The organism is Streptomyces sp. NPDC087859, assembly GCF_044742595.1.
Classification (GTDB): domain Bacteria; phylum Actinomycetota; class Actinomycetes; order Streptomycetales; family Streptomycetaceae; genus Streptomyces; species Streptomyces canus_F.
This window is the reverse complement of sequence record NZ_JBIUUU010000006.1, coordinates 289,090-315,059: the sequence shown is the minus strand read 5'-3', so window position 1 is coordinate 315,059 and position 25,970 is coordinate 289,090. Positions and strand designations below refer to the sequence as shown.

General features: G+C 71.4%; 26 protein-coding genes. 17 read left to right on the top strand and 9 right to left on the bottom strand.

What is annotated here, in order from left to right:
- The first annotated feature begins 145 nt into the window (after positions 1–145).
- Positions 146–2,872 carry a DNA polymerase I gene (gene polA, locus ACIOHP_RS16785; RefSeq protein WP_401888097.1) on the top strand — a complete coding sequence of 909 codons (2,727 nt, stop codon included), beginning with the start codon at positions 146–148 and terminating at the stop codon, positions 2,870–2,872.
- Between the two features lie 399 nt (positions 2,873–3,271).
- Positions 3,272–3,640, top strand: coding sequence for a hypothetical protein (locus tag ACIOHP_RS16780; RefSeq protein WP_401888095.1), 369 nt, complete (start codon positions 3,272–3,274; stop codon positions 3,638–3,640).
- On the opposite strand, the gene ACIOHP_RS16775 is transcribed toward ACIOHP_RS16780, so the two are convergent.
- Positions 3,573–4,421, bottom strand: coding sequence for a DUF4184 family protein (locus tag ACIOHP_RS16775; RefSeq protein WP_401888092.1), 849 nt, complete (start codon positions 4,419–4,421; stop codon positions 3,573–3,575). The two genes, ACIOHP_RS16780 and ACIOHP_RS16775, sit on opposite strands and share 68 nt — an antisense overlap.
- A 256-nt stretch (positions 4,422–4,677) precedes the next feature.
- Here ACIOHP_RS16775 and ACIOHP_RS16770 point away from each other — a divergent pair, with 256 nt between their 5' ends.
- From ACIOHP_RS16770 to ACIOHP_RS16760, 3 genes are all read left to right on the top strand, one after another.
- A complete protein-coding gene (locus tag ACIOHP_RS16770) occupies positions 4,678–6,387 on the top strand; it encodes a lytic transglycosylase domain-containing protein (protein ID WP_361544989.1) in 1,710 nt (569 codons plus the stop codon).
- Positions 6,388–6,533: 146 nt separating this feature from the next.
- The gene (locus ACIOHP_RS16765) at positions 6,534–6,668 is read left to right on the top strand and encodes an SPW_0924 family protein (protein WP_107080587.1); all 135 of its coding nucleotides are present in this window, start codon (positions 6,534–6,536) and stop codon (positions 6,666–6,668) included.
- A 21-nt stretch (positions 6,669–6,689) separates the two neighbouring features.
- The gene (locus tag ACIOHP_RS16760) at positions 6,690–7,679 is read left to right on the top strand and encodes a DUF3068 domain-containing protein (protein ID WP_401888088.1); all 990 of its coding nucleotides are present in this window, start codon (positions 6,690–6,692) and stop codon (positions 7,677–7,679) included.
- Here the strand turns inward: ACIOHP_RS16760 and hrpB are convergent.
- Complete coding sequence (hrpB, locus tag ACIOHP_RS16755) at positions 7,669–10,161, bottom strand: ATP-dependent helicase HrpB (protein ID WP_401888085.1); 2,493 nt, start codon at positions 10,159–10,161, stop codon at positions 7,669–7,671. The genes ACIOHP_RS16760 and hrpB overlap by 11 nt on opposite strands.
- Before the next feature lie 84 nt (positions 10,162–10,245).
- A complete protein-coding gene (locus ACIOHP_RS16750; protein ID WP_401888385.1) occupies positions 10,246–11,082 on the bottom strand; it encodes a class I SAM-dependent methyltransferase in 837 nt (278 codons plus the stop codon).
- A gap of 372 nt (positions 11,083–11,454) precedes the next feature.
- On the opposite strand from ACIOHP_RS16750, the gene rpsA reads away from it, so the two are divergent.
- The 4 genes from rpsA (at position 11,455) to ACIOHP_RS16730 (ending at position 15,319) form a co-directional block, all read left to right on the top strand.
- Positions 11,455–12,963, top strand: a complete 1,509-nt coding sequence (rpsA, locus tag ACIOHP_RS16745; RefSeq protein ID WP_351682136.1) for a 30S ribosomal protein S1 — start codon at positions 11,455–11,457, stop codon at positions 12,961–12,963.
- A 311-nt stretch (positions 12,964–13,274) separates the two neighbouring features.
- Positions 13,275–14,213 (top strand): PAC2 family protein, encoded by a 939-nt coding sequence (locus ACIOHP_RS16740; protein ID WP_361544977.1) that lies wholly within the window; start codon positions 13,275–13,277, stop codon positions 14,211–14,213.
- Positions 14,214–14,258: 45 nt separating this feature from the next.
- On the top strand, positions 14,259–14,888 hold the full coding sequence (gene coaE, locus ACIOHP_RS16735; protein ID WP_401888082.1) for a dephospho-CoA kinase: 630 nt from the start codon (positions 14,259–14,261) through the stop codon (positions 14,886–14,888).
- 50 nt (positions 14,889–14,938) lie between these two features.
- Positions 14,939–15,319: a tetratricopeptide repeat protein gene (locus ACIOHP_RS16730; protein ID WP_046263552.1), complete on the top strand. Its 381-nt coding sequence runs from the start codon at positions 14,939–14,941 to the stop codon at positions 15,317–15,319.
- Between the two features lie 7 nt (positions 15,320–15,326).
- Here ACIOHP_RS16730 and ACIOHP_RS16725 read toward each other — a convergent pair whose 3' ends face one another.
- Complete coding sequence (locus ACIOHP_RS16725) at positions 15,327–15,599, bottom strand: DUF6343 family protein (RefSeq protein WP_401888079.1); 273 nt, start codon at positions 15,597–15,599, stop codon at positions 15,327–15,329.
- Positions 15,600–15,675: 76 nt separating this feature from the next.
- Here ACIOHP_RS16725 and ACIOHP_RS16720 point away from each other — a divergent pair, with 76 nt between their 5' ends.
- The 3 genes from ACIOHP_RS16720 (at position 15,676) to ACIOHP_RS16710 (ending at position 17,961) form a co-directional block, all read left to right on the top strand.
- On the top strand, positions 15,676–16,587 hold the full coding sequence (locus ACIOHP_RS16720) for an acyltransferase domain-containing protein (protein WP_401888076.1): 912 nt from the start codon (positions 15,676–15,678) through the stop codon (positions 16,585–16,587).
- 130 nt (positions 16,588–16,717) lie between these two features.
- A complete protein-coding gene (locus ACIOHP_RS16715; protein ID WP_401888074.1) occupies positions 16,718–17,398 on the top strand; it encodes a class I SAM-dependent methyltransferase in 681 nt (226 codons plus the stop codon).
- Between the two features lie 98 nt (positions 17,399–17,496).
- Positions 17,497–17,961, top strand: coding sequence for a DoxX family protein (locus ACIOHP_RS16710; protein ID WP_361544962.1), 465 nt, complete (start codon positions 17,497–17,499; stop codon positions 17,959–17,961).
- 131 nt (positions 17,962–18,092) lie between these two features.
- Here the strand turns inward: ACIOHP_RS16710 and ACIOHP_RS16705 are convergent, their stop codons facing one another.
- A complete protein-coding gene (locus ACIOHP_RS16705; protein ID WP_401888070.1) occupies positions 18,093–18,707 on the bottom strand; it encodes an RNA-binding S4 domain-containing protein in 615 nt (204 codons plus the stop codon).
- Positions 18,708–18,833: 126 nt separating this feature from the next.
- On the opposite strand from ACIOHP_RS16705, the gene ACIOHP_RS16700 reads away from it, so the two are divergent.
- Together ACIOHP_RS16700 and pip are read left to right on the top strand one after the other, a co-directional pair.
- A complete protein-coding gene (locus ACIOHP_RS16700; RefSeq protein ID WP_401888068.1) occupies positions 18,834–19,511 on the top strand; it encodes a uracil-DNA glycosylase in 678 nt (225 codons plus the stop codon).
- Between the two features lie 37 nt (positions 19,512–19,548).
- Entirely contained in the window at positions 19,549–20,520 is a 972-nt protein-coding gene (pip, locus tag ACIOHP_RS16695; RefSeq protein ID WP_401888065.1) for a prolyl aminopeptidase, read from the top strand.
- A 6-nt stretch (positions 20,521–20,526) separates the two neighbouring features.
- Here pip and ACIOHP_RS16690 read toward each other — a convergent pair whose 3' ends face one another.
- Positions 20,527–21,195 (bottom strand): GntR family transcriptional regulator, encoded by a 669-nt coding sequence (locus tag ACIOHP_RS16690; RefSeq protein ID WP_401888062.1) that lies wholly within the window; start codon positions 21,193–21,195, stop codon positions 20,527–20,529.
- 158 nt (positions 21,196–21,353) lie between these two features.
- Between ACIOHP_RS16690 and ACIOHP_RS16685 the strand changes: the two genes are divergently transcribed.
- Positions 21,354–22,814: an NCS1 family nucleobase:cation symporter-1 gene (locus ACIOHP_RS16685; RefSeq protein ID WP_361545409.1), complete on the top strand. Its 1,461-nt coding sequence runs from the start codon at positions 21,354–21,356 to the stop codon at positions 22,812–22,814.
- A gap of 5 nt (positions 22,815–22,819) precedes the next feature.
- Positions 22,820–23,539, top strand: a complete 720-nt coding sequence (locus ACIOHP_RS16680) for an aspartate/glutamate racemase family protein (protein WP_401888059.1) — start codon at positions 22,820–22,822, stop codon at positions 23,537–23,539.
- Positions 23,540–23,705: 166 nt separating this feature from the next.
- Here ACIOHP_RS16680 and ACIOHP_RS16675 read toward each other — a convergent pair whose 3' ends face one another.
- The gene (locus ACIOHP_RS16675) at positions 23,706–24,164 is read right to left on the bottom strand and encodes a GNAT family N-acetyltransferase (RefSeq protein ID WP_401888056.1); all 459 of its coding nucleotides are present in this window, start codon (positions 24,162–24,164) and stop codon (positions 23,706–23,708) included.
- A gap of 58 nt (positions 24,165–24,222) precedes the next feature.
- Positions 24,223–24,621, bottom strand: coding sequence for a RidA family protein (locus ACIOHP_RS16670; RefSeq protein ID WP_307032139.1), 399 nt, complete (start codon positions 24,619–24,621; stop codon positions 24,223–24,225).
- A gap of 268 nt (positions 24,622–24,889) precedes the next feature.
- On the opposite strand from ACIOHP_RS16670, the gene ACIOHP_RS16665 reads away from it, so the two are divergent.
- Entirely contained in the window at positions 24,890–25,273 is a 384-nt protein-coding gene (locus ACIOHP_RS16665) for a hypothetical protein (RefSeq protein WP_401888052.1), read from the top strand.
- Between the two features lie 13 nt (positions 25,274–25,286).
- Here ACIOHP_RS16665 and ACIOHP_RS16660 read toward each other — a convergent pair whose 3' ends face one another.
- Complete coding sequence (locus ACIOHP_RS16660) at positions 25,287–25,952, bottom strand: hypothetical protein (RefSeq protein WP_401888050.1); 666 nt, start codon at positions 25,950–25,952, stop codon at positions 25,287–25,289.
- Between the last annotated feature and the right edge of the window lie 18 nt (positions 25,953–25,970).

The following is a 25,970-nucleotide window of genomic DNA, read 5'->3' as shown; positions in this document are numbered from 1 at the left end:
GGGGCACGGAGGCGATTAACTCCTCCTCCCGGTCAACCTGTCGCCATGGCCGCCGGCAGGGCCGCGCCGGCGCGAGGGCGGTGCCGAACCGGCCCGAGCCCCGGATGGCGGCCGACTGTCAGTGCGGCGTGGCAGGATCGGGGTCGTGGCAGAGACAGCAGCGAAGCAGACCGACAACAGCCCCGGCGGCAGCCGCCCGCGCCTGATGCTCATGGACGGGCACTCGCTTGCCTACCGTGCGTTCTTCGCGCTGCCCGCGGAGAACTTCACGACCGCGACGGGCCAGCCGACGAACGCGATCTACGGCTTCGCCTCGATGCTGGCCAACACCCTGCGCGACGAGGCGCCCACGCACTTCGCGGTGGCCTTCGACGTGTCCCGCAAGACCTGGCGCTCCGAGGAGTTCACGGAGTACAAGGCCAACCGCTCCAAGACCCCGGACGAGTTCAAGGGCCAGGTCGAGCTGATCGGCGAGGTCCTGGACGCGATGCACGTCTCGCGGTTCGCGGTCGACGGTTTCGAGGCCGACGACGTCATCGCCACGCTCGCCACCCAGGCCGAGGCGGCGGGCTTCGACGTGCTGATCGTCACCGGTGACCGTGACTCCTTCCAGCTCGTCAGCGAGCACACCACCGTGCTCTACCCGACCAAGGGTGTCTCGGAGCTGACTCGGTTCACCCCGGAGAAGGTGTTCGAGAAGTACGGTCTGACGCCCGCCCAGTACCCCGACTTCGCGGCCCTGCGCGGCGACCCGTCCGACAACCTGCCCGGCATCCCCGGCGTCGGCGAGAAGACCGCCGCGAAGTGGATCAACCAGTTCGGTTCCTTCGCGGACCTCGTCGAGCGCGTCGAGGAGGTCAAGGGCAAGGCGGGCCAGAACCTCCGCGACCACCTGGAGTCGGTCAAGCTCAACCGCCGTCTGACGGAGATGGTCCGCACCGTCGAGCTGCCGAAGACGGTCGCCGAGCTGGAGCGGGCGCCGTACGACCGCAAGAGCCTCGCGATGATCCTCGACACCCTCGAGATCCGGAACCCGTCCCTGCGCGAGCGCCTGCTCGCCGTCGACCCGGGCGCCGAGGAGGCCGAGCCGGCCCCCGCCGCGACGGCCGGCGTGGAGCTCGACGGCACCGTGCTCGGCACCGGCGAGCTGGCGGGCTGGCTCGGCGAGCACACCACCGGCACGCTCGGCGTCGCCACGGTCGACACCTGGGCGCTCGGCACCGGCTCGGTCGCCGAGATCGCCCTCGCGGCGTCCGGGGGAGTGGCCGCCTGGTTCGACCCCACCCAGCTCGACGAGGCCGACGAGACGGCGCTCGCCGCCTGGCTGGCCGACGCCGGCAAGCCCAAGGTCTTCCACAACGCCAAGGCCGCGATGCGCGTCTTCGCCGAGCACGGCTGGAGCATCGACGGCGTCTCCATGGACACCGCGCTCGCCGCGTACCTCGTCAAGCCGGGCCGCCGCTCCTTCGACCTGGACGCCCTGTCCCTGGAGTACCTGCACCGGGAGCTGGCGCCCGCCGCCGCGGCCGACGGGCAGCTCGCCTTCGGCGCGGACGACGGGGCCGAGGCCGAGGCCCTCATGGTGCAGGCCCAGGCCGTCCTCGACCTCGGCGAGGCCTTCACCGAGCGCCTCGAAGAGGTCGGTGCCACGGACCTCCTGCGCGACATGGAGCTGCCCACCTCCACTCTGCTGGCCCGCCTGGAGCGGCACGGCATCGCCGCCGACCGGGCGCACCTGGAGGCCATGGAGCAGATGTTCGCCGGCGCCGTCCAGCAGGCCGTGAAGGAGGCCCACGCGGCCGCCGGGCACGAGTTCAACCTGGGCTCGCCCAAGCAGCTCCAGGAAGTCCTCTTCGGTGAGCTGGGTCTGCCGAGGACGAAGAAGACCAAGACCGGCTACACGACGGACGCCGACGCTCTGGCCTGGCTGGCCACGCAGACGGACAACGAACTGCCGGTGATCATGCTCCGCCACCGCGAGCAGGCCAAGCTCCGGGTCACCGTCGAGGGCCTGATCAAGACGGTCGCGGCGGACGGCCGGATCCACACCACGTTCAACCAGACCGTGGCGGCCACCGGCCGGCTCTCCTCCACCGACCCGAACCTGCAGAACATCCCGGTCCGCACCGACGAGGGACGGGCGATCCGCCGCGGGTTCGTGGTCGGCGAGGGCTTCGAATCCCTGATGACCGCGGACTACAGCCAGATCGAACTGCGCGTGATGGCCCACCTGTCCGAGGACGAGGGCCTCATCGAGGCGTTCACCTCCGGCGAGGACCTGCACACCACGGTCGCCTCGCAGGTGTTCGCGGTCGAGCGCGCGGACGTCGACGCGGAGATGCGGCGCAAGATCAAGGCGATGTCGTACGGGCTGGCGTACGGCCTGTCCGCCTTCGGCCTCTCCCAGCAGCTGAACATCGACGCGGGCGAGGCACGTGCCCTGATGGACACGTACTTCGAGCGCTTCGGCGGGGTGCAGGAGTATCTGCGCCGGGCCGTCGACGAGGCCCGGGCGACCGGCTACACGGCGACCCTGTTCGGCCGCCGCCGCTATCTGCCCGACCTCAACAGCGACAACCGCCAGCGCCGCGAGGCCGCCGAACGCATGGCCCTCAACGCGCCCATCCAGGGCACGGCGGCCGACATCGTCAAGATCGCCATGCTCAACGTCGACAAGGCCCTGCGGGAAGCGGACCTCACCTCCCGCATGCTGCTCCAGGTCCACGACGAAATCGTCCTGGAGATCGCCCCGGGCGAGCGCGTGGCGGTGGAGGAGCTCGTCCGCCGGGAAATGGCGAACGCGGTCCAGCTCACGGTCCCGCTGGGCGTCTCGGTCGGAGTGGGCCCGGACTGGGAGTCGGCAGCGCACTAGCCTCCGGCGACCGGGCGTGGGGGCGGGCTGAATGCCGGGTGGCTGCCCCAAGGGCGCGGGGGACCGAGCTGGGAGTCGGCGGCGCACCAGCCTCCGGCGGCCGGGTGTGTGGGCGGGCGTGTGCCGGGCGGCTCGCCATCGGCGGCTACGGCGGCCGACCTGGGGGCGCGGGGAACTGCGCGACCAGCCCCCACACACCCGCACCCGCCCACACACCCGCACCCGCCCACGCACCCGCTCCGGACCACCTGTTTGCAGCGGGGGTGAAGGGGGCGCAGCCCCCTGGAGATGGGACGGGTAGGGGCGGCGGGGGCGAGAACAGGCCCCCCGCCCCCGGCCCGTCACCCACGTGGTCCCCGACAACACGCTCCCCATCCCCCCGCCCGCAAAGATGCGGACATGGGTATACGCACGCTCCACCGCCACACGGCTCCGGCGCAGGCGACCACCGATGCGACCGCGTCCACCCCACCGCTGTCGGTCCCGCCCTTCGCGGCAACGGCCAGTACCGCCCGCATCCCGGCCGACCTCGCGACGGCCCTGCGCAAACGGGCCGCGGACCTGCGTCACCGGCTCACCCGCAGGGACTGGCGGCTCACCGCCGACCAGGCCCGCAGCCGGCTCGCGCTGCTCCTCACGGCACTGCCCCGCTCCCGCCGGGTCCGGACCGCCACCGTGTTCGACGCGACCGCCGTCGCGCTCAGCGACCGCCTCGACGGCTCAGCTCCCGGCCAGGACCGGGCACCGGAACCGGACGCCAGACCCTGACGCCCACGGCGTACACCAGCACCCCGAGGACGAGCCCGGCGCCCACCCCGAAGCACAGCGTCGGGATCAGCTCCCACGGTTTCGCGGTGGACCCCCAGTAGTCCCACCACCGCGAGGCCCGCTGCACCCCTCCGACCAGCGCACAGCCACCGATGACGACAGCGGCCCACCACCGGTCCGCGCCGGTCAGCACGGGCACCCCCACCGGCTCGGCGGCAGCACCCCGCACCCGTCGCAGGGCGAACCCCAGGAACACCGCGATCACGACTGCGGCCACCGCCGAACTGCCGTACTGCAGATACCAGTACAGCGGCGAGCCCGCGATCGTCTCGCCCAGGACGGGGAACACCCGCATCCCCCACCGGTCGAAATGGGTGAACGCGTCCCACACGACATGCGTCAGCGCACCGAGCGCCGCCGACACGTACCAGCGCGCCACCAGCGACGGCCGGACACGCGCGCGTGGCACCCCGCAGCGCAACAAGGTCGCCGCCCGTCCCTGCCGGCGCCGTGGCAGCAGCGCCACCAGTGGCTCGCGGATCAGCAGCCACAGCCCCACCAGCGCCCACGCGACGAGCACGTCGACGGTGAAGACGCCCGCGAAGGAGTGGGTGAAGTCCCCGAACTCCATCGCCTCGGACAGGACACTCGCCGCGAAATAGGTCATGTCGGGGGCGAAGGAACCCGCCACCAGCACCGCCGGCACCAGTGAGCCCCGGCCGGTTCCATCGGTGCGTAAAGCGGGCAGTACAGCGGCCGCGTGGCTCAGCGTGAACGGCAAGAAGGCCCCCGGGTTCGGTGTGGTCGGACCGGCCCAGTATGGCCAACTGGTGAAAACCGGGCGCGAACGGGTGCCCGCGCAAAGCAAGTTGTCGTAGGGTCGCCTGGGTCGCCGTGCCGGGGAGCGCGGTCGAACAGAAGTACACGGCACTGAATGGCTCCACGAGGGCAACCCGCACCACGGGTCGATCGTCACACCATGGCGAGCACGTCGAACGGAGACGGGCGCTCGGGCGTCCACGGGAGGGATTCACTTTATGTCGGCGCAATTCGGCAGGAGGCTGCGCAAGGGAGCGGTGGCCACCACCGTCGCCGCGGCGGCTGTCGCGGCACTCTCAGCGTCCCAGGCACCCGGCGTGACGGTCGACGACAGTGGCAGATCGACCGCGGCCGACGCCCAGCCCTCTCCCGACGCGACCGGCGACGACAGCGGTGCGACCGGCAACTCGCCGTACTACACGGACCTGCCGCCGCTGAACAGCCCGAGCCCCGCACCGACCGTCGGCACTCCCGCCGCCACCGGCTCGACCGAGGCCGGCATACCCGCGACCGTCCTGGACGCCTACAAGCGGGCCGCGTCCTCGCTCCAGTCGTCCAAGCCCGGCTGCAACCTGCCCTGGGAACTCCTGGCCGCCATCGGCAAGGTGGAGTCCGGCCAGGCCCGCGGCGGCCGCGTCGACGCGGACGGCAACACCATCGGCAAGATCCTCGGCCCCAAGCTGAACGGCGTCGGCTTCGCGCACATCAGCGACACCGACGGCGGCGCGTACGACGGCGACAGCGTCTACGACCGGGCCGTCGGTCCCATGCAGTTCATCCCCTCCACGTGGGAGTGGGCCGGCCGCGACGGCAACGACGACGGCAAGAAGGACCCCAACAACATCTACGACGCGGCGCTCGCCGCCGGGCACTACCTGTGCCGCTTCGGCTGGGACCTGTCCACCCAGTCCGACCTCAACAGCGCGATCCTCAGCTACAACAACTCGCAGGACTACCTGAACACGGTCCTGTCGTGGCTGGAGTACTACCGCAAGGGCACCCACGAGATCCCCGACGGCACGGGCTCCATTCCGGACAACCGCAGCGACGAGAACGACAGCGCGAGCCCGACGCCGTCGCCCACCCCGCCGTCGACCCCCGGCACGCCCAGCACGCCCGGCAGCAACACCCCCAGCCCCACACCGCCGCCGTCGGACAACCCGAGCACGCCGGGCACCCCCACGCCGAAGCCCACCCCCACCGACACGGTCGACCACCTCGAGGACGCGGGCACCGCCAAGCTCACCGCGCAGGCCGGCGACACCTTCACCAAGAGGATCAGCACCCGCGCCGAGACCTCGGCCGGCAAGGCCGTCGGCAAGGTCCGGGTCCGTTTCACGATCGTCGGCGACACCGACACCACCTTCACGGGCGGCGAGAGCGTGGCCACGGTGGTCACGAACAGCTCCGGCGTGGCCGTCGCGCCCACCCTCAAGGCGGGCGAGACGACGGGCGAGTTCACCGTCCGCGCCACCGTCGTGGGCCGCTCGGTCACCGGCCTCGACTACAAGGCGACCGTCACCGAGCGCGTCGCCGACACCCTGGCCCGCACCAGCGACACCGCGCTGACCTGCACCCCCGGCGGCGAGTTCGCCGACCAGGTCGAGGTGAAGGCGACCTACAACGGCGCCGTCGCGGACCAGGTCGCCGCCACCGCCACCCTGATCACCTCGGCGGACGACGCGACCGCGAACACCAAGGGCCCCTACTTCAAGGACGCGGACGGCAAGACCGTACGCACCCTCACGGGCCTGGAGACGGACGCGGACGGCCTGCTCAAGCTGCCGAAGCTGTACGCGGACGACACCACCGGCACATTCCTGCTCCGCATCACCACCTCCGGCGGCGCGACCCTGACGGTCGAACTGACCGTGGCGGCGGCCGAGACGTCGGAGTCCCCGAGCCCGTCGGCCAGCCCGAGCGCGTAACGGCTCGTTCCTGTCGTACGAACCATGGCGGCGCCCCTCGTGAGGAGGGGCGCCGTCGTCGTGTGCAACGTGTTCTCATCTCGTCCACCCGTTGCTACGGTGCCGAACCTGACGACCTATCAGTTCCAGTCCGTCGGGAGGCCCGCATGCGTGCTCTGATCGCCGCCGCGATCGGCCTGGCCGTCGCGCTCGCCCTGGTCCTCACGATCACCGCGATGGGGTCGCCGGCCGGCAAGACGTCCCCGAAGCCGCTGCTGACGACGGTGCCGTCACACCCGTAACCACCCGGGAGGGAGGCCGAGATGCGCCGCAAGGCCAGCCTGATCCTGCTCGCTCTCGCCGTGTTCTTCGCGGCACTGTCCCCGCTGCTGCGCTGGTACGCCTTCCCGCGCCTGGCCAAGATCCCGGCCGGCCAGTACCAGGACATGGTCCTGGAGGCGAAGGACGCCACCCTCATGAACAACGCGATGCAGGTGGAGAAGGTCTCCAAGATCACCATCGTGCAGACCCTCAAGGGCAACGTCGAGGCCTCCGAGAAGATCGAGAAGACGCTCGGCCGGGACGTCGTCGTCTGGGACGGACTCTCCTACGCCCAGGGCCCCGACGGTCAGCAGGTCGCCTACATCCCCGAGCGGTACATCTTCGACGCCCACACCCAGGAACCGGTCCACGCCACGGGCGAGATGGTCGACGGCGACCCGGTGAAGCGGGAGGGCCTCGAATTCAAGTGGCCCTTCCTGACGGAGAAGCGGGACTACGAGTACTTCGACGCCCAGACCCGCACCTCGTCCCCCATCCACTACAAGGGCACCCAGGACTTCCGCGGCCTGGAGGTCTACTACTTCGAGCAGACCATCCCCTGGACCCAGGTGAAGTGGCCCAAGAAGCTGCCCATCGCGGGCGTCACCGCCGAGCAGCTCGCCAAGACCGGCACCACCCGCTGGTACACCACGGTCCGCAAGTTCTGGGTTGAACCCGTCACCGGCGCCCCCGTCTACGGCGAGGAGATCCACAAGGAGGAACTCCGCGGCGGCACCCTCCTCGGCGACCGCGACAAGGTGACGGCGTTCGCCGGCCACGTGAAGATGCGCGAGGACTACATCGAGCACACCGTCGACCTGGTCAAGTCCAACCGCACCCTGGTGCTCCTGATGACCTCGTACCTCCCCTGGGGCTTCGCGACCCTGGGCGTGCTCCTGCTGGCCCTCGCCCTGTACCTGGAGGCCCGCAGCCGCCGCCCCGACGAACCGGAACCCGCGACGGACTCCGCACCCGAACCGGTCACCGCCTGAGCCGCGCGTTCGTATACCGCGTCGGCTCGGCATCCGCCGGATCCTCGGGCCACGGATGCTTCGGATACCGGCCCCGCAGCTCCGCCCGCACGCCCTTGTAGCCGTCCTTCCAGAACGACGCGAGATCGGCGGTCACGGCCGCCGGGCGCCCGGCGGGGGAGAGCAGATGGACGAGCAGCGCGACCCCGGCGACCGTCGGCGACTCGTGCAGCCCGAACATCTCCTGCAACTTCACCGCGAGAACGGGCTGCTCGGGGTTCGCGTAGTCGATCCGGATTCTGGACCCACTGGGCACGGTGATCCGCTCGGGAGCGAGTTCGTCGAGCCGCGCGGCATCCCCCGACGCCCACGGCAGCAGTCGGCCCAGCGCGTCCCCGGCGTCGATCCGCGCCAGATCGGCCCGCCGCCGGGCACGACCGAGCTCCGGCTCCAACCACTCGTCCACGCGCGCGTGGAGTGCTTCGTCGGAGACGTCCGGCCACGGCTCCCCGAGACGCAGCCGCAGAAAGGCGAGCCGCTGCCGCAGCACGTCGGCCTCGGGCGACCAGCGCAGCAGACGCAGCCCGTCCTGGCGCAGCCCTTCAAGAAGCGCGTCGCGTACGAGAACGGGGTCCGGGTCCCGGAGCGTGCGCACCGCCAGCTCCACGGCCCCCAGCCGCTCCACACACCGCGCCACGACGTCCCCGTCGGCCCAGTGGACCTCGTCCCGCTCGTCGAGCAGCGCCCCTGCCGCCTGCCGCGCGGTCTCCTCGTCGACGACCGCACCGAGCTGCACGCGTGCGTGGCCCTTGCCGACAGGGCGGTCCGCGACGGCGACGGCGACCCAGGGCGCCCCGCGCAGACCGGTGGCGTCACGGACCTCGGCGCGGGTGCCCGACACCATGAGATAGGAACCGCCGTCGGCCTTGGCGACCCGCTCGGGGAAGGCGAGGGCGGCGACGAGCCCCACGAGGGCGTCCTCCGTGAGAGAGGACGCGCGGGTCGGCTCGTCGGCGAGGGCCTGAAGCCGTCGCACCTCCGTGCGCCAGCGCCCCGCATAGGCGTCGCCCCCACGCCGGGCCGTCCGCAGGGCCGCCGCCAGATCGTCGCCGTACTCCCGCGGCGGCTCCTCACCGAGCAGCGCGACCACCTCGGCCGCCTCCCGCGAGGGCCCGGCGTCCAGCAGGGCCCGTCCGAGCCGGGGATGCAGCCCCAGCCGGGCCAGCCGCGCCCCGCGCTCCGTCGCCCGTCCGGCGGAGTCCACCGCGCCGATCGCGGACAGGACGCTCCGCGCGGCGGCCATCGCCCCGGTCGGCGGCGGATCCAGCAACGCCAGCCCGGAGGCGTCCGGATCGCCCCAGCAGGCCGCCTGGAGGGCGAACGCCGTCAGGTCGGCCACCTTGATCTCCGGGGCCGGGAAAGCCGGCAGCCGGAGGTCCTCCGCCTCCGTCCAGCAGCGGTACGCCACACCCGGCGCCTCCCGCCCGGCCCGGCCCAGCCGCTGACCGCCCACCGCGCGGGAGGCCCTGACCGTCGTCAGCGCGCTCAGCCCGCGCGCGTGGTCCACCCGAGGCTCCCGTGTCAGCCCCGAGTCGACGACGACCCGCACCCCGGGCACCGTCAGCGACGACTCGGCGACGGAGGTCGCCAGCACCACCCGGCGCCGCTCGCCGGGCGCCAGCACCGCGTCCTGCACGGCGGCCGGCGCCCGCCCGTGCACCTGGAGCACGTCCACCTCGCCGAGGCCGCTCAGCTGCCCGGCGACCCGGGCGATCTCGCCCACGCCCGGCAGGAAGCACAGCACGTCCCCCTCCCGCTCGGCCAGCGCCCGCCGCACCACCGACGCCACATGCGTCAGCAGCGCGGGATCGACCCACATGCCGTGCGAGGGCCGTACCGGACGGGCCGGGGGAGCCCAGACCACCCCGACCCCGTACGCCCTCCCGTGCGCCTCGACCACCGGCGCCCCGCCCAGCAGCCGCGACCAGCCCTGCGCGTCGGTCGTCGCCGACGCGGCCACCAGCCGCAGCTCCGGCCGCAGCGCCTGCCGTACGTCCCACAGGAACGCCGCCGTCGTGTCCGCGTCCAGATGCCGCTCATGGCACTCGTCCAGGACCACCACGTCGACGCCCGCGAGCTCCTGGTCCCGCTGGAGCCGCTGGAGCAGGACACCGGTCGTCACGACCTCCACGCGCGCGCGTGGCCCGACGACCCGCTCCCCGCGCACGGTGTAGCCGACGCTCCCGCCGACCTTCTCGCCCAGCAGCCACGCCATCCGCCGGGCCGCCGCGCGGGCCGCGATCCGCCGCGGCTCGGCCACGACCACTCGCCGCGCGGGAGCGTCACCGTCCAGCAGCCCGGCCAGCGCCAGCGGTACGAGGGTGGTCTTGCCGCTGCCGGTCGGCGCGACCAGAACGGCGGTGCCGTGCGCGTCCAGGGCGTCGGACAGGGCGGGCAGGGCACCGCGTACGGGAAGGGCGTCCAGAGCGTCGTAACGGATCACGCCCCCAGTGTCGTACGGCGGCCCGCACGCCCCGCCACGCGTGCGTGCTCTCGTTTCAGCCACGCACGCGCGTGTGCGTGGCTGTCAGTCCCGCTCGCACACGAAGATCGCCGACCCCGGGATCAGGTTCCCGCGCAGCGGCGACCAGCCGCCCCACTCCGAGGTGTTCCAGGACGGCCACTCCGGCTCGATCAGGTCCACCAGGCGGAAACCCGCGGCGACGACGTCCCGGACGCGGTCGCCGATGGTCCTGTGGTGCTCGACGTACACCGCGCTGCCGTCCTCGGCCTGCTCGACGTAGGGCGTGCGGTCGAAGTACGAGGCGGAGACGGTCAGCCCCTCCGGGCCGGGCTCGTCCGGGAACGCCCAGCGGATCGGGTGGGTGACCGAGAAGACGAAACGCCCGCCCGGCCGCAGCACCCGGCGCACGTCCGACAGGACCAGTACCGGGTCCGCCACGAACGGCATCGCCCCGTAAGCCGAGCACGCCAGGTCGAAGGAGGCGTCCGCGAAGGGCAGCGCGCCGGCGTCCGCGCAGATGAGGGGAAACGATCCGCCGATGCGCAGCGCGTGCTGGAGCTGACGGTGGGAGAGGTCCAGGGCGACCGGGCGGGCCCCCTGCTCGGCCAGCCAGCGCGAGCACTGGGCCGCGCCGGCGCCGATCTCCAGGACGTCCTTGCCCTTCAGCTCCTCCGGCGGGCCGAGCAACTCGGCCTCCACCTCGTCCAGACCCTCGGGCCCCCACACGAAGCGGTCGTCGCCGAGGAACGTGCCGTGCTCGACCTGGTACTCGTCCGCGTTGCGGTCCCACCAGCCCCGGTTGGCCCGGGAGCTCTCCGCGACATCGGCATCACGCCGGGTGGCCTCGGACTCGGAGTCCGATGTGACGTTGGGCTCGGACGCTACGGGCTCTTGGATGATCGGCTCCCTCGTCGTACTCTTCCCTCCAATCCGTCCCCTCGGGGGTGTCACGGAGGAGGTGTCTCGGGGCCCGGATGGCCTCCAGAGACAGTTCTTGTGCCGGGTATGCGGCGATCCGCCCCGGGTGTGCGCCTTCGCGCATTGACCCTGTCCGGCTGCCCCCGTATGCTACAAGTTGCGCTGCGGGCCTGCGCACCTCAGACGTAGCAGGCTGCGCTCGCATCTGTTGTATGTCCCCTCGGTTTTCGAGGCGCCACCGGCTTTTTTGCCTGGTGTGGTGCTTCCTTGGCTGTCCGGCTTCTTCAGAGCGATACGGGCTCCCGGCGTAGCAGTACCTACGACTTTCTGTCCGTAACCGGAGCCCTTTCCCACATGACGAGCAGCACCGAGACCACCGCCACCACCCCGCAGGTTGCGGTCAACGACATCGGTAACGAGGAAGCCTTCCTCGCCGCGATCGACGAGACGATCAAGTACTTCAACGACGGCGACATCGTCGACGGCGTCATCGTGAAGGTCGACCGGGACGAGGTCCTGCTCGACATCGGTTACAAGACCGAAGGCGTGATCCCGAGCCGCGAACTCTCGATCAAGCACGACGTCGACCCGAACGAGGTCGTCGCCGTCGGCGACGAGATCGAGGCCCTTGTCCTCCAGAAGGAGGACAAGGAAGGCCGCCTCATCCTGTCCAAGAAGCGCGCTCAGTACGAGCGTGCCTGGGGCACGATCGAGAAGATCAAGGAAGAAGACGGCATCGTCACCGGTACCGTCATCGAGGTCGTCAAGGGTGGTCTCATCCTCGACATCGGCCTCCGTGGCTTCCTTCCGGCCTCCCTCGTCGAGATGCGCCGTGTCCGCGACCTCCAGCCCTACGTGGGCAAGGAGCTCGAGGCGAAGATCATCGAGCTGGACAAGAACCGCAACAACGTGGTCCTGTCCCGCCGTGCCTGGCTGGAGCAGACCCAGTCCGAGGTCCGCCAGACGTTCCTCACGACCCTCCAGAAGGGTCAGGTCCGCTCCGGCGTGGTCTCCTCGATCGTCAACTTCGGTGCCTTCGTGGACCTGGGTGGCGTCGACGGTCTGGTCCACGTGTCCGAGCTGTCCTGGAAGCACATCGACCACCCGTCCGAGGTTGTCGAGGTCGGCCAGGAAGTCACCGTCGAGGTCCTCGACGTCGACATGGACCGCGAGCGTGTCTCCCTGTCGCTGAAGGCGACCCAGGAAGACCCGTGGCAGCAGTTCGCCCGGACCCACCAGATCGGCCAGGTCGTGCCCGGCAAGGTCACGAAGCTGGTTCCGTTCGGTGCGTTCGTCCGCGTGGACGAGGGCATCGAGGGTCTGGTCCACATCTCCGAGCTGGCCGAGCGCCACGTGGAGATCCCGGAGCAGGTCGTCCAGGTCAACGACGAGATCTTCGTCAAGGTCATCGACATCGACCTCGAGCGTCGTCGCATCAGCCTCTCGCTGAAGCAGGCCAACGAGTCCTTCGGTTCCGACCCGGCCTCGGTCGAGTTCGACCCGACGCTGTACGGCATGGCCGCGTCGTACGACGACCAGGGCAACTACATCTACCCCGAGGGCTTCGACCCCGAGACCAACGACTGGCTCGAGGGCTTCGAGTCCCAGCGTGAGGTGTGGGAGAACCAGTACGCCGAGGCGCAGACCCGCTTCGAGCAGCACCAGCAGCAGGTCATCAAGTCCCGCGAGGCCGACGCCGCTGCTGCGGCCGAGGGCGGCGACGCTGCGGGCGCGGCTCCGGCCGCGGGCGGTGGCGGCGGTGGCGGTTCGTACTCCTCCGAGGGTGCGGACACCTCCGGTGCCCTCGCTTCGGACGAGGCGCTTGCCGCGCTGCGCGAGAAGCTGGCCGGCGGCCAGAGCTGAACGGCTGCCGCTGAGGCTTAGCGACTGACTGAGGGGCCGTACCTTTCGAGGTACGGCCCCTCAGCCTTTTGCGCCGGGTGCCCGCCGGGTATGCACAGGGGGACGTCGACCACTCCACCACTCCATCGTCGTGTTCTCCGCCCCACGTCCTTGTCAGGGCCTGACCGACCTCCTCCCCTTGCGCGTCAGCTCGTGACGCAGTGGAGCGAGGCACGAGAACGCGGTAAGAGGTGCCTGATCAGAGGCGTGGGCGGGAATGCCCACGTGGCAAAGGGCGTTGTGCAGTACGAACACGAGGAGGAGCGGTCACTGTGCTTGATCCGCAAGGTTTGTACGCATGGGAGCCGAAGGGCCTGGCTGTCGTCGACATGGCGCTCGCCCAGGAGTCGGCCGGCCTTGTCATGCTCTACCACTTCGACGGATACATCGACGCGGGCGAGACCGGCGACCAGATCGTCGACCGGCTGCTGGACACGCTGCCCCACCAGGTCGTCGCCCGGTTCGACCACGACCGGCTCGTGGACTACCGCGCCCGCCGCCCGCTGCTGACGTTCAAGCGCGACCGGTGGACGGAGTACGAGGAGCCCACCATCGACGTGCGGCTCGTCCAGGACGCCACCGGGGCGCCCTTCCTGCTGCTGTCCGGACCCGAGCCGGACGTGGAGTGGGAACGCTTCGCCGCGGCCGTCCAACAGATCGTGGAGCGGCTCGGCGTGCGCCTGTCCGTGAACTTCCACGGCATCCCGATGGGCGTCCCGCACACCCGACCTGTCGGCCTCACCCCGCACGGCAACCGCAACGACCTCGTGCCGGGCCACCGCAGCCCATTCGACGAGGCGCAGGTCCCCGGCAGTGCCGAGGCGCTCGTCGAATACCGCCTCATGGAGGCGGGCCACGACGTCCTGGGCGTCGCCGCGCACGTGCCGCACTACATCGCCCGCTCCCCCTACCCGGACGCGGCGCTGACGGTGCTGGAGTCCATCACGGCGGCGACCGGCCTCGTCCTGCCGGGCATCGCACACGCCCTGCGTACGGACGCCCACCGCACCCAGACCGAGATCGACCGCCAGATCCAGGAGGGCGACGAGGACCTGGTCGCGCTCGTCCAGGGTCTTGAGCACCAGTACGACGCGGCGGCGGGCGCGGAGACACGGGGCAACATGCTCGCCGAGCCGGTCGACATTCCCTCGGCGGACGAGATCGGGCTGGAGTTCGAGAAGTTCCTGGCGGAGCGGGAAGGCGACAACTGACCTCCGCCGGGTGCGCTGTCCGTGGCAGGCCCTAAGCTTCCGGTCATGCTGAAGGTTGGCCTGACCGGCGGGATCGGCGCCGGCAAGAGCGAGGTGTCGCGGCAGCTCGTCGAGCACGGGGGTGTGCTGATCGACGCGGACCGTATCGCGCGCGAGGTCGTCGCGCCGGGCACGCCGGGGCTGGCGGCCGTCGTCGAGGCCTTCGGCCGGGACGTGCTCGCCGAGGACGGCGGCCTGGACCGGCCGAAGCTGGGCTCGATCGTGTTCGCCGACCCCGACAAGCTCGCCGTGCTGAACGCGATCGTGCACCCGCTGGTCGGCGCCCGCTCCCGCGAGCTGGAGGCGGCAGCCGCCGCGGACGCGGTCGTGATCCACGACGTCCCGCTCCTCGCCGAGAACGCCCTCGCCCCGCTGTACGACCTCGTGATCGTCGTCGACGCGAGCCCCGAGACCCAGCTCGACCGGCTGGTGCGGCTGCGCGGCATGACCGAGGAGGACGCACGCGCGCGTATGGCCGCCCAGGCCACGCGCGAGAAGCGTCTGGAGATCGCGGACATCGTCATCGACAACGACGTACCCCTGGACGACCTGCGGCGACGCGTGACGGACGTATGGGCCGATCTCGCGCGAAGAGCCCGCGCCTCGCACGGCTCGTCCCAGCCGCCCCAGGAATAGCGGGCCCCGGTCCGGGCGTTGAACCCTTCCAGTGAGGGAAGGACTCTGCCGTGCCCCAGACCAGCGGTTCGACCGGACGTACCCCGGAGACGCATGTCATCGACTTCCGTGCCGCCGAGCAACTGCTCGCCGCACGGGACCCGCAGGGCGCGGTGAAGCTGCTCGACCAGGTCATCGCCGCGCACCCCGAGAACACCGCCGCCCGCCTGCTGCGCGCGCGTGCCTTCTTCGCGGCCGCGCAACTGCGTCCCGCGGAGCTGGAGTTCACGATCGTCCTGGAGCGCGAGCCGGACAACGCGTTCGCGCACTTTGCGCTCGCCCGCACCTACGAGCGGCAGGCGCGCCCCGACCAGGCCAAACGCCATTTCCGGCTGGCCGCCGCACTCGACCCGAACCCGCAGTACCTGAAGGCGGCCCGGTTCGAGTCGTGAGCCGGCCCTAGGGGTGCCGGCGCCGGTTCTCCGGCGGCCGGTACGGCGGGATGTCCGGGCCCGGCTGGTAGTGCGGGCCCTGGCGGATGTGCCGGACGATCAGCGTCAGATCCACGGTGATCACCAGCCACAGCGCTCCACAGGCGATGGCCCAGCCGGGACGTCCCGCGAGGGCGAACGCCGCTGTGCCGAAGACCGCCCAGACCAGCCCCCACACGCTCAGCCAGAAGCGCGTGCGCAGCGCACTGCGCGCGGTCGTCGGCTCACTGCCCGTACGCATCGGGATCACCACTCCTTCTGGAAACGTACTCTTCGGTGCGACGTTCACCAAAGGCTCCGAGCAGGGGGAGGATCACGTGCTTCCGGACACCGACGAGCTGGCCGAGGTGCTTGTGGACCTCGCGGTACCCCACGAGGACATCGGCGAACTGATCGCGTCGCGCCGGATGCTGACGGCCGACTCCGGGGCGATGCGGCTCCTGGCGGAGTGCAGCGAGGAACTGGTCCCCGACCTCGGGAAGATCATCGAGTACGGCGACGGAGTCCAGCTGGGCGAACGGGTCGCCGAGGCGCCGGCGGCGCTGCGCCGCTTCTTCGCCGCGTACGTGTTCGTCGCGGCGCTTCCGCACACGCGCGCGTACCACCGCGCACTCGGCGTCCCCGCGGACGTCTCCCGGCGCACCCTCGCCGACCTCGGGCGGAACATGGTCGTCCACCGCCGACGGCACGGCAGCGCAGGGGTGCAGTCCCCGCAGTGGCTCACGCTCCATTTCCGCGGCGAGCTGTACCAGTTGGGGCGGTTGCAGTTCCAGCGTGCGAACCTCTGGACGGGTGCGGCGTCGGTGCTCGCGCGGGCCGGGTTCGACGGGGCCGCGGGCACGCCCTGTCTGGACATCCACATCCCCGAGTTCCTCGGTCCGCTGACCCCGGCGGCGTGCGACCGGTCCGTGGCGCTCGCCCGGGAGTTCTTCGCCCTGCACCATCCCGAGGAGCCGTATCGGGCGGCGATGTGCCATTCCTGGCTGCTCGACCCGCAGTTGAAGCGGTATCTGAGCGCCGACTCCAACATCGTCCGGTTCCAGGAACGGTTCCGGATCGCCCGCCGGGGCGGCGAGCCGGCCGACACGGAACCGGTCCAGTTCGTGTTCGGGGACCCGGAGCTGGCGGTGGCGGGGCTGCCGCGGCGGACGTCGCTGGAGCGGGCCGTGGGGGACCATCTGCGGGCGGGTGGGCACTGGTACATGGGGCACGGCTGGTTTCCGCTGTGACGCAGGGCCGGGCGGCCGGTAGCCGTAGACCCGCTGTCGACGGAGGTCTGCTGTCGCTCGGACGGGTGAATGTGTGCGAGGAGGGAACGGGCGTGCGGAGGCGGGCCGTTGGACGGGCATGGAGCTGAGAATGCGTGAGGGGTACGAGGGGACCGGGCCCGGTGCGATCACTCCCGACGGCTGTGCGGTGGAGCTGTACGCACGGCTGCCGGTGAGGGACGAGCCGGACATCATCGCCGCGGCCGTGCCGGCGGGGGCGCACATCCTGGAGCTGGGCTGCGGTGTGGGTCGGATGACCCATCCGCTCCTGGATCGGGGCTTCACGGTGACCGCGGTGGACGAGTCCCCGCAGATGCTGGAGCGCGTCCGCGGGGCCCGCACGATATGCGGCCCGGTCGAAGGACTCGACCTGGGCGAGACGTTCGACGTGGTGATGCTCGCGTCGTTCCTGGTGCACGCCGGGGACATCGAGGTGCGGCGGGGGCTGCTGCGCGCCTGCGCGCGGCATGTCGGGGAGGGCGGGTGCGTGCTGATCCAGCGGGAGGGCGCGGACTACCACACCGACCTGCCGCGCGAGCGGGTCGATCCCAGCGGCTTCACCGTCCGGATGGTGTCGGCGGAACCGGTCGGGGACGGGGTGAACTCGGTGCGCGCGGAGTACGAGTTCCCGGACGCGGTGTGGACCCAGACGTTCCTGGCACGGCCGTTGACGAAGGAACAGTTCGAGGCGGCGCTGGGGGAGGCGGGTCTCGCGGTGGACAAGTACCTGACGGAGGACGGGACATGGGTGCGGGCGGTACGAGTGGGATAGACATCGGGGATTCGGTCCCCGGGCGGCGATGAGTTTCGGAGTGGGCCCCGGTCTACCTCTCTGACAGCAGCACGGACCGCTTCCCACAGGAGACCCCGATGTCCGAGACCACCCTCCCCGTCACCGCCACCGCGTCCGCTCAGTCCGGCACCGTCGTCGCCGAGTCCGCGACCGCGCGTGGACGCCGTGCCCGGATCGCCCTGCGCACCCTCCAGGTGGTGCTCGCCCTGTTCTACGCCGTCGCGAGCGCCCTGCCCAAGCTGATCGCCCACCCCTCGGCCTCCGAGGGCTTCGCCGAGATGGGCTGGGGCGACGCCGGGATGTACACCATCGGCGCGCTCGAACTGGCCGGTGCCGTCGCGCTGTTGATCCCGCTGCTGCAGTCGGTGTCCGCGATGGCGCTCAGCGCGCTCATGGTGGGTGCGTTCGTCGTCCAGGTCTCCGTCTTCGACGGCGAGAACGCCGCGACACCGCTCATCCTGATCGTGCCGCTGGCCCTCATCGCGTGGGCCCGGCGGGACCAGAACGCGCGACTGCTGGGACTGGTACGCCGGCGCGCCTGACCCCCGCTGTGCGACGACGCACGGTGAGGTCGGGTATCGGCACCGACGCACAGGGCGGTGGCGTCCGGAGAGCCTGAGGGCTTGCCCCGGACGCCACCGCCGTGTGCGTCGGTGGGGTGCGGTGTGTGTGGTCAGTGGCTTCCGGGGCGTCCGCCGGCTCCTCGCAGGCGTTCCATGTCGCGGCGGTCCCGTTTGGTGGGGCGGCCCGTGCCGCGGTCGCGGATGCCGGCGGGGGCGACGGCCTCGCGGGGCGGGGGCGGAGGGCTGTTGTCGACGTAGCACTGGACGGCGACCGGGGCGCCGACCCGTTTGCGGATGAGGCGCTTGACGACGACGATCCGCTCGCGGCCCTCGTGCACCAGGCGTACCTCGTCGCCGACGCGGAGGGAGTGGGCCGGCTTGACCCGGTCGCCGTTGACTCGCACGTGGCCGCCCTTGCAGGCGGTGGCGCCGGCGGAACGGGTCTTGACCAGGCGTACGGACCAGATCCAGCTGTCGATGCGGACGGTCTCGCCGTTCTGCGGCCCGGCTGCCTCGGCGGCGGCCACCGCTGCGGCGACCTTCGGATCGACGGCCACGGCTGCCTTCGCGTCTCCGGCGGGCGCGTCCTCGCCGTCGGAGGAGCCCTCGGCGCCGGCCGCGCGGCCATCGGGCGCCTTCGACGCTGTTCCCGGCACGGCGGTCCGAGCCCGGCGGTTCGTGTCCGCAGCCTCGTCCACACCGTCATCAGCACGTTCAGCAGCCATGCCCCGACGATAGTCGCCGCGCACACCCGACCCCACGGGATTTCCCCAGGGGACCTGCTTCCCGCGCGGTTCGTGTGGCCGCTGCCGGCACTCGGGGTGGCCTGGACAGCGTCGTACGGTTGAGGCGTGGACCCCCTCGCTGAGCTCGACCGGCGCATCGCGGACTGCCGTGCCTGTCCGCGGCTGGTCGACTGGCGCGAGGAGGTGGCCCGCACCAAGCGGGCGGCCTTCGCCGACCAGACGTACTGGGGCCGTGCCGTGCCCGGCTTCGGACCGCCCGACGCCCGCCTGCTGATCGTCGGCCTCGCGCCGGCCGCGCACGGCGGCAACCGCACCGGCCGCATGTTCACCGGCGACCGCTCCGGAGACGTGCTGTACCAGGCGCTGTACGACGTCGGCCTCGCCTCCCGGCCCACCGCGGAGAGCGTGGACGACGGCCTGGAGCTGCACGGCGTCCGTGTCACCTCGCCCGTTCACTGCGCCCCGCCCGCCAACAAGCCCACGCCGGGGGAGCGGGACACCTGTCGCCCCTGGCTGGTCCAGGAGCTGAGGCTGCTGCGGCCGACCCTGCGGTCGGTGGTCGTGCTCGGCGGCTTCGGCTGGCAGGCCACGCTGCCCGCGCTGGCGGAGGCGGGGTGGGACGTGCCCCGCCCGCGGCCCGTGTTCGGGCACGGGGTGCGGGTGCCGCTCGACGGGATCGACCTCTTCGGGTGCTTCCACGTCAGCCAGCGCAACACCTTCACCGGCCGGCTGACCCCGGAGATGCTGCGGGAGGTGCTGCGTTCGGCGGCAGGTCTCCGTTGAGGGGACCTGGCCGTCGTACGAGGGTTAGGGTCGCCGGATGCCTCTCCACCCGGACATCGAACCGTACGACCACGGCATGCTCGACGTCGGTGACGGCAACCGCGTCCACTGGGAGACCTGCGGGAACCCGCGGGGCAAGCCCGCGCTGGTGCTGCACGGCGGGCCGGGGTCCGGCAGCGGACCGTACTTCCGACGGCTCTTCGACCCGGACGCGTACCGGATCGTGCTGCTCGATCAGCGGGGCGCCGGGCGTTCGACGCCGCCCGCGAGCGCGTACGACACCGACATGAGCGTCAATACGATGCCGCACCTCATCGCCGACCTGGAGCTGCTGCGGCAGCACCTCGGGATCGAGCGGTGGCTGGTGTGGGGCGTGTCGTTCGGATCGGTGCTGGGGCTGCGGTACGCGCAGACGCATCCGGTGGCCGTGAGCGAGCTGGTGCTGACGGGGGTCGCGACCGGCTCGGACGCCGAAGTCGCCCTGCTGACCAGGGGGCTCGGGCAGATCTTTCCGGAGGCCTTCGAGCGGTTCGTCGGCGAGCTGCCCATCCGTGAACGGTCCGGAAACCTTGCCGCCGCCTACAACCGGCTCGTCGAGTCGCCCGATCCCGAGGTGCGGGCGCGGGCGGCGCGCGCCTGGACCGACTGGGAGACGGCGACCATTCCGGCGCCGCCCGGCTCGGTCGAGCGCTTCGAGAACCCGGAGTTCCGGATGGGTTTCGCCCGCACGGTCACCCACTACTGGGGCAACGGCCACTTCCTGGGCGCGGACGAGGCCGTACTGCGCGACGCGCCTCTGCTGAAGGGCATCCCGGGCACGCTGGTGCAGGGCAGCCTCGACTTCGGGAACCTCGCCGGGATCGTCTGGCGGCTCCATCACGCCTGGCCGGACAGTGAGTTGGTGGTGATCGACGAGGTCGGGCACAACGCCGGGGCGCCCGGGGTGGCCGAGGCGATGGTGGCGGCGACGGACAGGTACGCGCGTCGGCGGGAGAGTTCGGCCGGGTGAGTTGGACTACGTGAGTTCGGCGTCCTCGCCGAACAGGTGGCGGACCGTCGACTCGTAGTTGGTCCGTACATGCGCGAGCGAGTGCGCGCGGGCCCGCTCCGGGTCGCCGGACGCGATCGCCTCGTACAACTCCCGGTGCTCGACGAGGAGTTGGGGCCACTCCTCGTTCCGTCGGGTCATCCAGCGCAGTCGGCCCGCGACCGGTTCGAGGGCCTCTGTCAGCAGGCTGTTCCCGGCCATGGCCACGATCCGGTCGTGCAGCCGGCTGTTGATGTCCGTGATCGTCTCCGCGTCGCCCGCCTCGGTCGCGGTGGCCGCCTGGTCGAGGAGCTGCTCGACCTCGGCCAGATCCTGCGGGGTCGCGCGGGCCGCGGCCAGGGCGGCGGCGTACACCTCCAACGCCTCGCGCAGCTCGAAGAGTTCCTTGACGTCCTTCGGGGTCAGCCGTCGTACGACGGTGCGGCGGGGCGTCTCGAAGTGGACGAAGCCCTCGGTCACCAGGGCACGGATCGCCTCGCGGACCGGCACCCGGGAGACCCCGAAACGCTCTGCCAGCTCCCGCTCGACCAGTCTGTCGCCCGGTCGCAGATGGCCCGCGATGATCTCCTGCCGCAGTGTGGCCAGGACGCGCTCACGGACGGCGCCCAGGGGTTCGATCTTCGTCGTGGAGCTCATGGAGCAATCTTCGCCGACTCCGGAGGTGTTTTACGGAGCGTTAACGAACGCGACATCGGCCGGAACGCTTGACGGGAGGACGATGACCGCAGTTTGGTATACCAAAACTGGTGCCAGGCTACCGCCGCCCTCCTTCCTCCCCGTCCCTGGAGGCCCCCGTGTCCCTCGCCGACCACGCCGAAGCCACCGGCGCGCCAGCGTTCGTCCCCGACCCCCGGCTCACCAACGAAGACCTCGCGCCCGCCGGCAAGCGGAACTGGAAGGTCTTCGACCTCTTCGCCATGTGGATGTCCGACGTCCACAACCTGGGCAACTACACGTTCGCGGCGGGCCTGCTCGTCCTCGGCATGAACGTGTGGCAGGTCTTCACCTCCCTGCTCGTCGGCTTCGTGATCATCTACATCGGCATGAACTGGATGGGCAAGATCGGCCAGCGCCACGGCGTGCCCTTCCCCGTCGTCAGCCGCATCAGCTTCGGTGTGTGGGGCGCGAACATCCCGGCGCTGATCAGGGCCGTCATCGCCATCATGTGGTACGGCATCCAGACCTACCTGGCCTCCGTCGCGGTCAACGTGATGCTGCTGGCCGCCTGGCCGGGCCTGGAGTCCTGGACACACAGCTCCTTCCTCGGCCTGGACGCGCTCGGCTGGGTCTCCTTCCTCTCCCTGTGGCTCGTCCAGGCGCTGATCATCAGCCAGGGCATGGAGTCGGTGCGCAAGTTCCAGGACTTCTGCGGACCGGCGATCTGGCTGGTGATGATCGCCCTGGCGATCTGGGTCCTGTCCAAGGCCGGCTGGACCATCTCGCTCACCTCGACCCCGCACCCGGTCCCGGTCGGCGAGCAGTGGCGGCAGTGGTTCGGCGCGATCGGCCTGATCCTCGCCACCTACGGCACGCTGATGCTCAACTTCTGCGACTTCTCGCGCTTCGCGCCGGACTACCGCACGGTGCGGCGGGGCAACTTCTGGGGCCTGCCCATCAACTCCACCGCCTTCGTGGTGGTCTCCGTCATCGTCACCGCCGGCTCGCTGGAGGTGTGGGGCGAGGCCATCACCGACCCGGCCGAGCTGGTGGCCAAGGTCGGCAACACCTGGGTCCTGGTCCTCGGCGCGCTGACCTTCGCCATCGCCACCATGGGCGTCAACATCGTCGCCAACTTCGTCTCCCCGGCGTACGACCTCGCCAACGTCTGGCCGCAGAAGATCACCTTCAGGGTCGGCGGCATGATCAGCACGGTGGCGGCGCTGCTCGTGACCCCCTGGAACCTCTTCTCGAACCCGACCGTCGTCAACTACTTCCTCGGCGGCCTCGGCGCCTTCCTCGGCCCGCTGTTCGGCGTGATCATGCTCGACTACTACTGGGTCAAGAAGGGCCGCGTGGACGTGAACGAACTGTTCGACGCCACGCCCGGCTCCCGCTACTACTACCGCAAGGGCGTCAACCCCAAGGCCCTGTGGGCGTTCCTGCCGGCGGCGGGGGTCGCGGCGGTGCTCGCACTGGTGAAGACGTTCAGCGACGTGGCGCCGTACTCCTGGTTCATCGGCACCGCGCTGGCGGCGGGCCTCTACGCGCTCCTGTGCCGGAGCGAGCGGACGGCTCCCGAGGCGGCGGGGGTCTGAGCGGAGTGCGGATCGTCGTCACCAACTGCAACACCACGCAGGAGATGACCGAGGAGATCGTACGAGGTGCCCGGGCCGCGGCAGGCCCGGGCACCGCCGTGACCGGGCTGACGCCGCGGTGGGGGCCCGAGTCGGCCGAGGGCTGGCTCGACAGCTACCTCTCGGCGGCCGCGGTGATCGACCTCCTGCGGACATACGAGGGGCCCGCGTACGACGCCGTCGTCATGGCCGGCTTCGGCGAGCACGGGCGCGAAGGCGTCCGGGAGCTGGTGGACGTCCCGGTCGTCGACATCACGGAGGCGGCGGCCCATCTGGCCTGCCTCCTCGGCCGCCGGTACGGGGTCGTCACCACGCTGGAACGCTCCTGCGGCCAGATCGAGGACAGCCTGGAACTGGCGGGCGTGGGCCGCAACTGCGCCGCCGTGGTCGGCACGGGACTGAACGTGCTGGACCTCGGGGACGCCGCGCGCACGGAGGCGGCGTTCCTCGCCGCCGCGGAACGGGCCCGTCAGGCCGGTGCCGAGGTGCTGGTGCTGGGCTGCGCCGGGATGACGGGGCTCCAGCGGGTGGTGGGGGAGAAGCTCGGGCTGCCGGTGGTCGACGGGGTGGGCGCCGCGGTGAAGCTGGCGGAATCGCTGGTGGCGCTGGGGCTGCGGACCAGCAAGGCGGGAAGTTATGCGGGGCCGCTGCCCAAAGGGCGGGTCTGGGGGCGGGGAGCGGGGTGACACGGGCGGCGAGCCGGCCTCCGCGGGTCAGGCTGAGAGCGTGCTGTCCGGTGCTGCGTCCGGTGCTGGGTCCGGTCGGGGAGGCGTGGCCCACCGGCGGGCCACTGGTGGCCGTCGTACGCACGGGAGCCGGCCCGCACCGCCGGCGGCCGAAGCCGTCCGTGCCCTACGGCTGCCAGTCGTACCGCACGTCCGGCTCCCGCTCCTCGTTCCCGCTGCCGTCCGTGTGCTCGACGGCGACGAAGCCGTGCCGCTCGTAGAAGCGGTGGGCGGGCTTGTTGACCTGGAAGGTCCACAGGTGCAGGCCTTGCGGACTGCGCTCCTTGGCCAGCTCGACGAACCGGTCGCCGATGCCGCGCCCACGCCAGTCGGGGGCGATGTAGAGCTGGGACAGGAGCTCGCCGCTCAGCACCATCACCCCCACGATCCCGTCCGCGTCCGCCACCCAGGTCTCCCGCAGCGGCACGACGACCTCCCGGAAGTAGTCCCGCACGTCGTCGTCGGACCGGGGCCGGACGACGGTCGGCAGCGCGGCGGCGAAGGAGCGGAGCCAGACGTCGGCTGCCGCCGCGGCGTCGAGGGCGGTCGCCCGCCGCAGGGTGATCGTGGAGTCGTATGAGGTCACGCGACGGGATCCTGCCAGGGTGCCGACAGCCACCGCACCGCATTTCCGCGCCGCGCGACTAGGGGACGACGGCTGTCGCCGTGATCTCCACCAGCTGTCCCGAGTACCCGAGGCAGGCCACCCCGAGCAGCGTCGACGAGTGCGGGCCGGTGCTGAGGCCGGACGCCTCCACGACCTCCCAGACGGCGGACAGCACCGAGGTCTCACCGCTCACGACGTACACGTCGGTGTGCAGGACGTGCGCCAAGTCGCTTCCGACCGCCCGCAGTTGCTCCTGGAGGTTCGCCATCACCTGCTCGGCCTGGCGCACCGGGTCCCCCTCGCCGACGATCCTGCCCTCGGCGTCGAGCGGCACGGAACCGGCGAGGAACGCGAGCTTCGTGCCGGCCTCCACGACGGAGGCGTGGGAGTAGGTGGGCGGCGGGAAGAGTGCGGGGACGGTGACGCGACGGATCACGAGGGCTCCCGTAGTGGGCGGGGGACGGTCAACTTCGCGATCATCCAAGCCCTGTCCCAGGGCCGCATCCGATTTTCCCGCCGGTCAGAAATCCTCCCCTCGCCGAGACGCCCGCGAGTGCCTTCGCCCGCCGCCTGTGGATAACCACTCGACAGCACGGCCCGCGACTGCCAGCCTCCCGCTATGCGCGACAAACACCTGGGACGTTTCACGGCGGCGGACTTCTAGCGCCGCACCGGACACTCCGGTGGGCCGCGGAAGGTCTGCCATGTCACGCACCGTTCACCACGTCCCCAGCCGACACCGCACCCTGCCCGCCTTCTGGCCACTCGGCCTGCCGGGCCCCTGGACGGGCCACGCCCTCACCGAACTCCGCTACTCCGACGCGGAGTCGGTCCGTGCCGAGCGCGAGGGGCGCCGCCCCGCGCCGAGGCTCGCCAGGCGGAGCTTCACCTCGTACACGTACTCCCGCGCCGTGAACGAGCGTCGGTACAGCCCCTACGAACGCCGGGCCAGAGCCGCCCTCCAGGTCTTCCGAACCTCCGCCCGACGGCATCTGCGTGCGGCTCCCGCGGGTGCGCTGCCGCTGTGGGCCGAGGATCTGGACCACCCGCCGACCCGTCACCGGCATCGCGATCTGTGGGAGGCGTGACGGATGCCGCACGTCATGTCCCCGGCGGACCGAACTCCCGCTCGCGCAGCTGCCGTTCGCACTCCTGCGCGAGGTCCGGGTACGCCTCGGCGATGGCGGCGTAGACCCTCCGTCGCAGCAGCTCCTCCGCGGCCGCGCGGGCGGTGCGTCCACGCAGCCCGTCGAGCAGCCCGTCGAGCAGCCCATCGTGGCGTGGCAGCTGGTGACGCAGATAGTCGACCTTCCATCGGGCCGGCGCTCGAGGTGCGGCGCTCTCGATCGCGTCGGGACCGGGTGCACGATTCCGACGCCCGTGCGCTCGTTCCTCGTCCCGTCGACGGCGATGCGCGACGGCCGCCGCCGACAGCCGGTCGGGAGGCAGTCGCGGGACGTCGACGGGCTCCGCGGCGATACGCGCCAGCACTTCCCGCCGTCTGCGCTGCGCGGCGGCCCTCGCCGCGACGGACCGACGGACGGATGCCGCCGCCACCGCCCTGAACTCCTCGCTCGCCTCCACCGCTTCGACCCGCTCGACGCGGTAGAGGCGGGTCTGCGGAGCCGTTCGAAAATACGGGTGGGACCGCAGCAGATCGGGCTCGCCGAGCAGCTGTCGCACCATCCTGGCGGTCCAGCCGCGGGCGCGCAGACCGGCCGCGGAGAGGTGGGTGTCGCGCGGTCGGCATGCCTTGTCGTGCGTCATCGTGAACTCCCCCGTCAT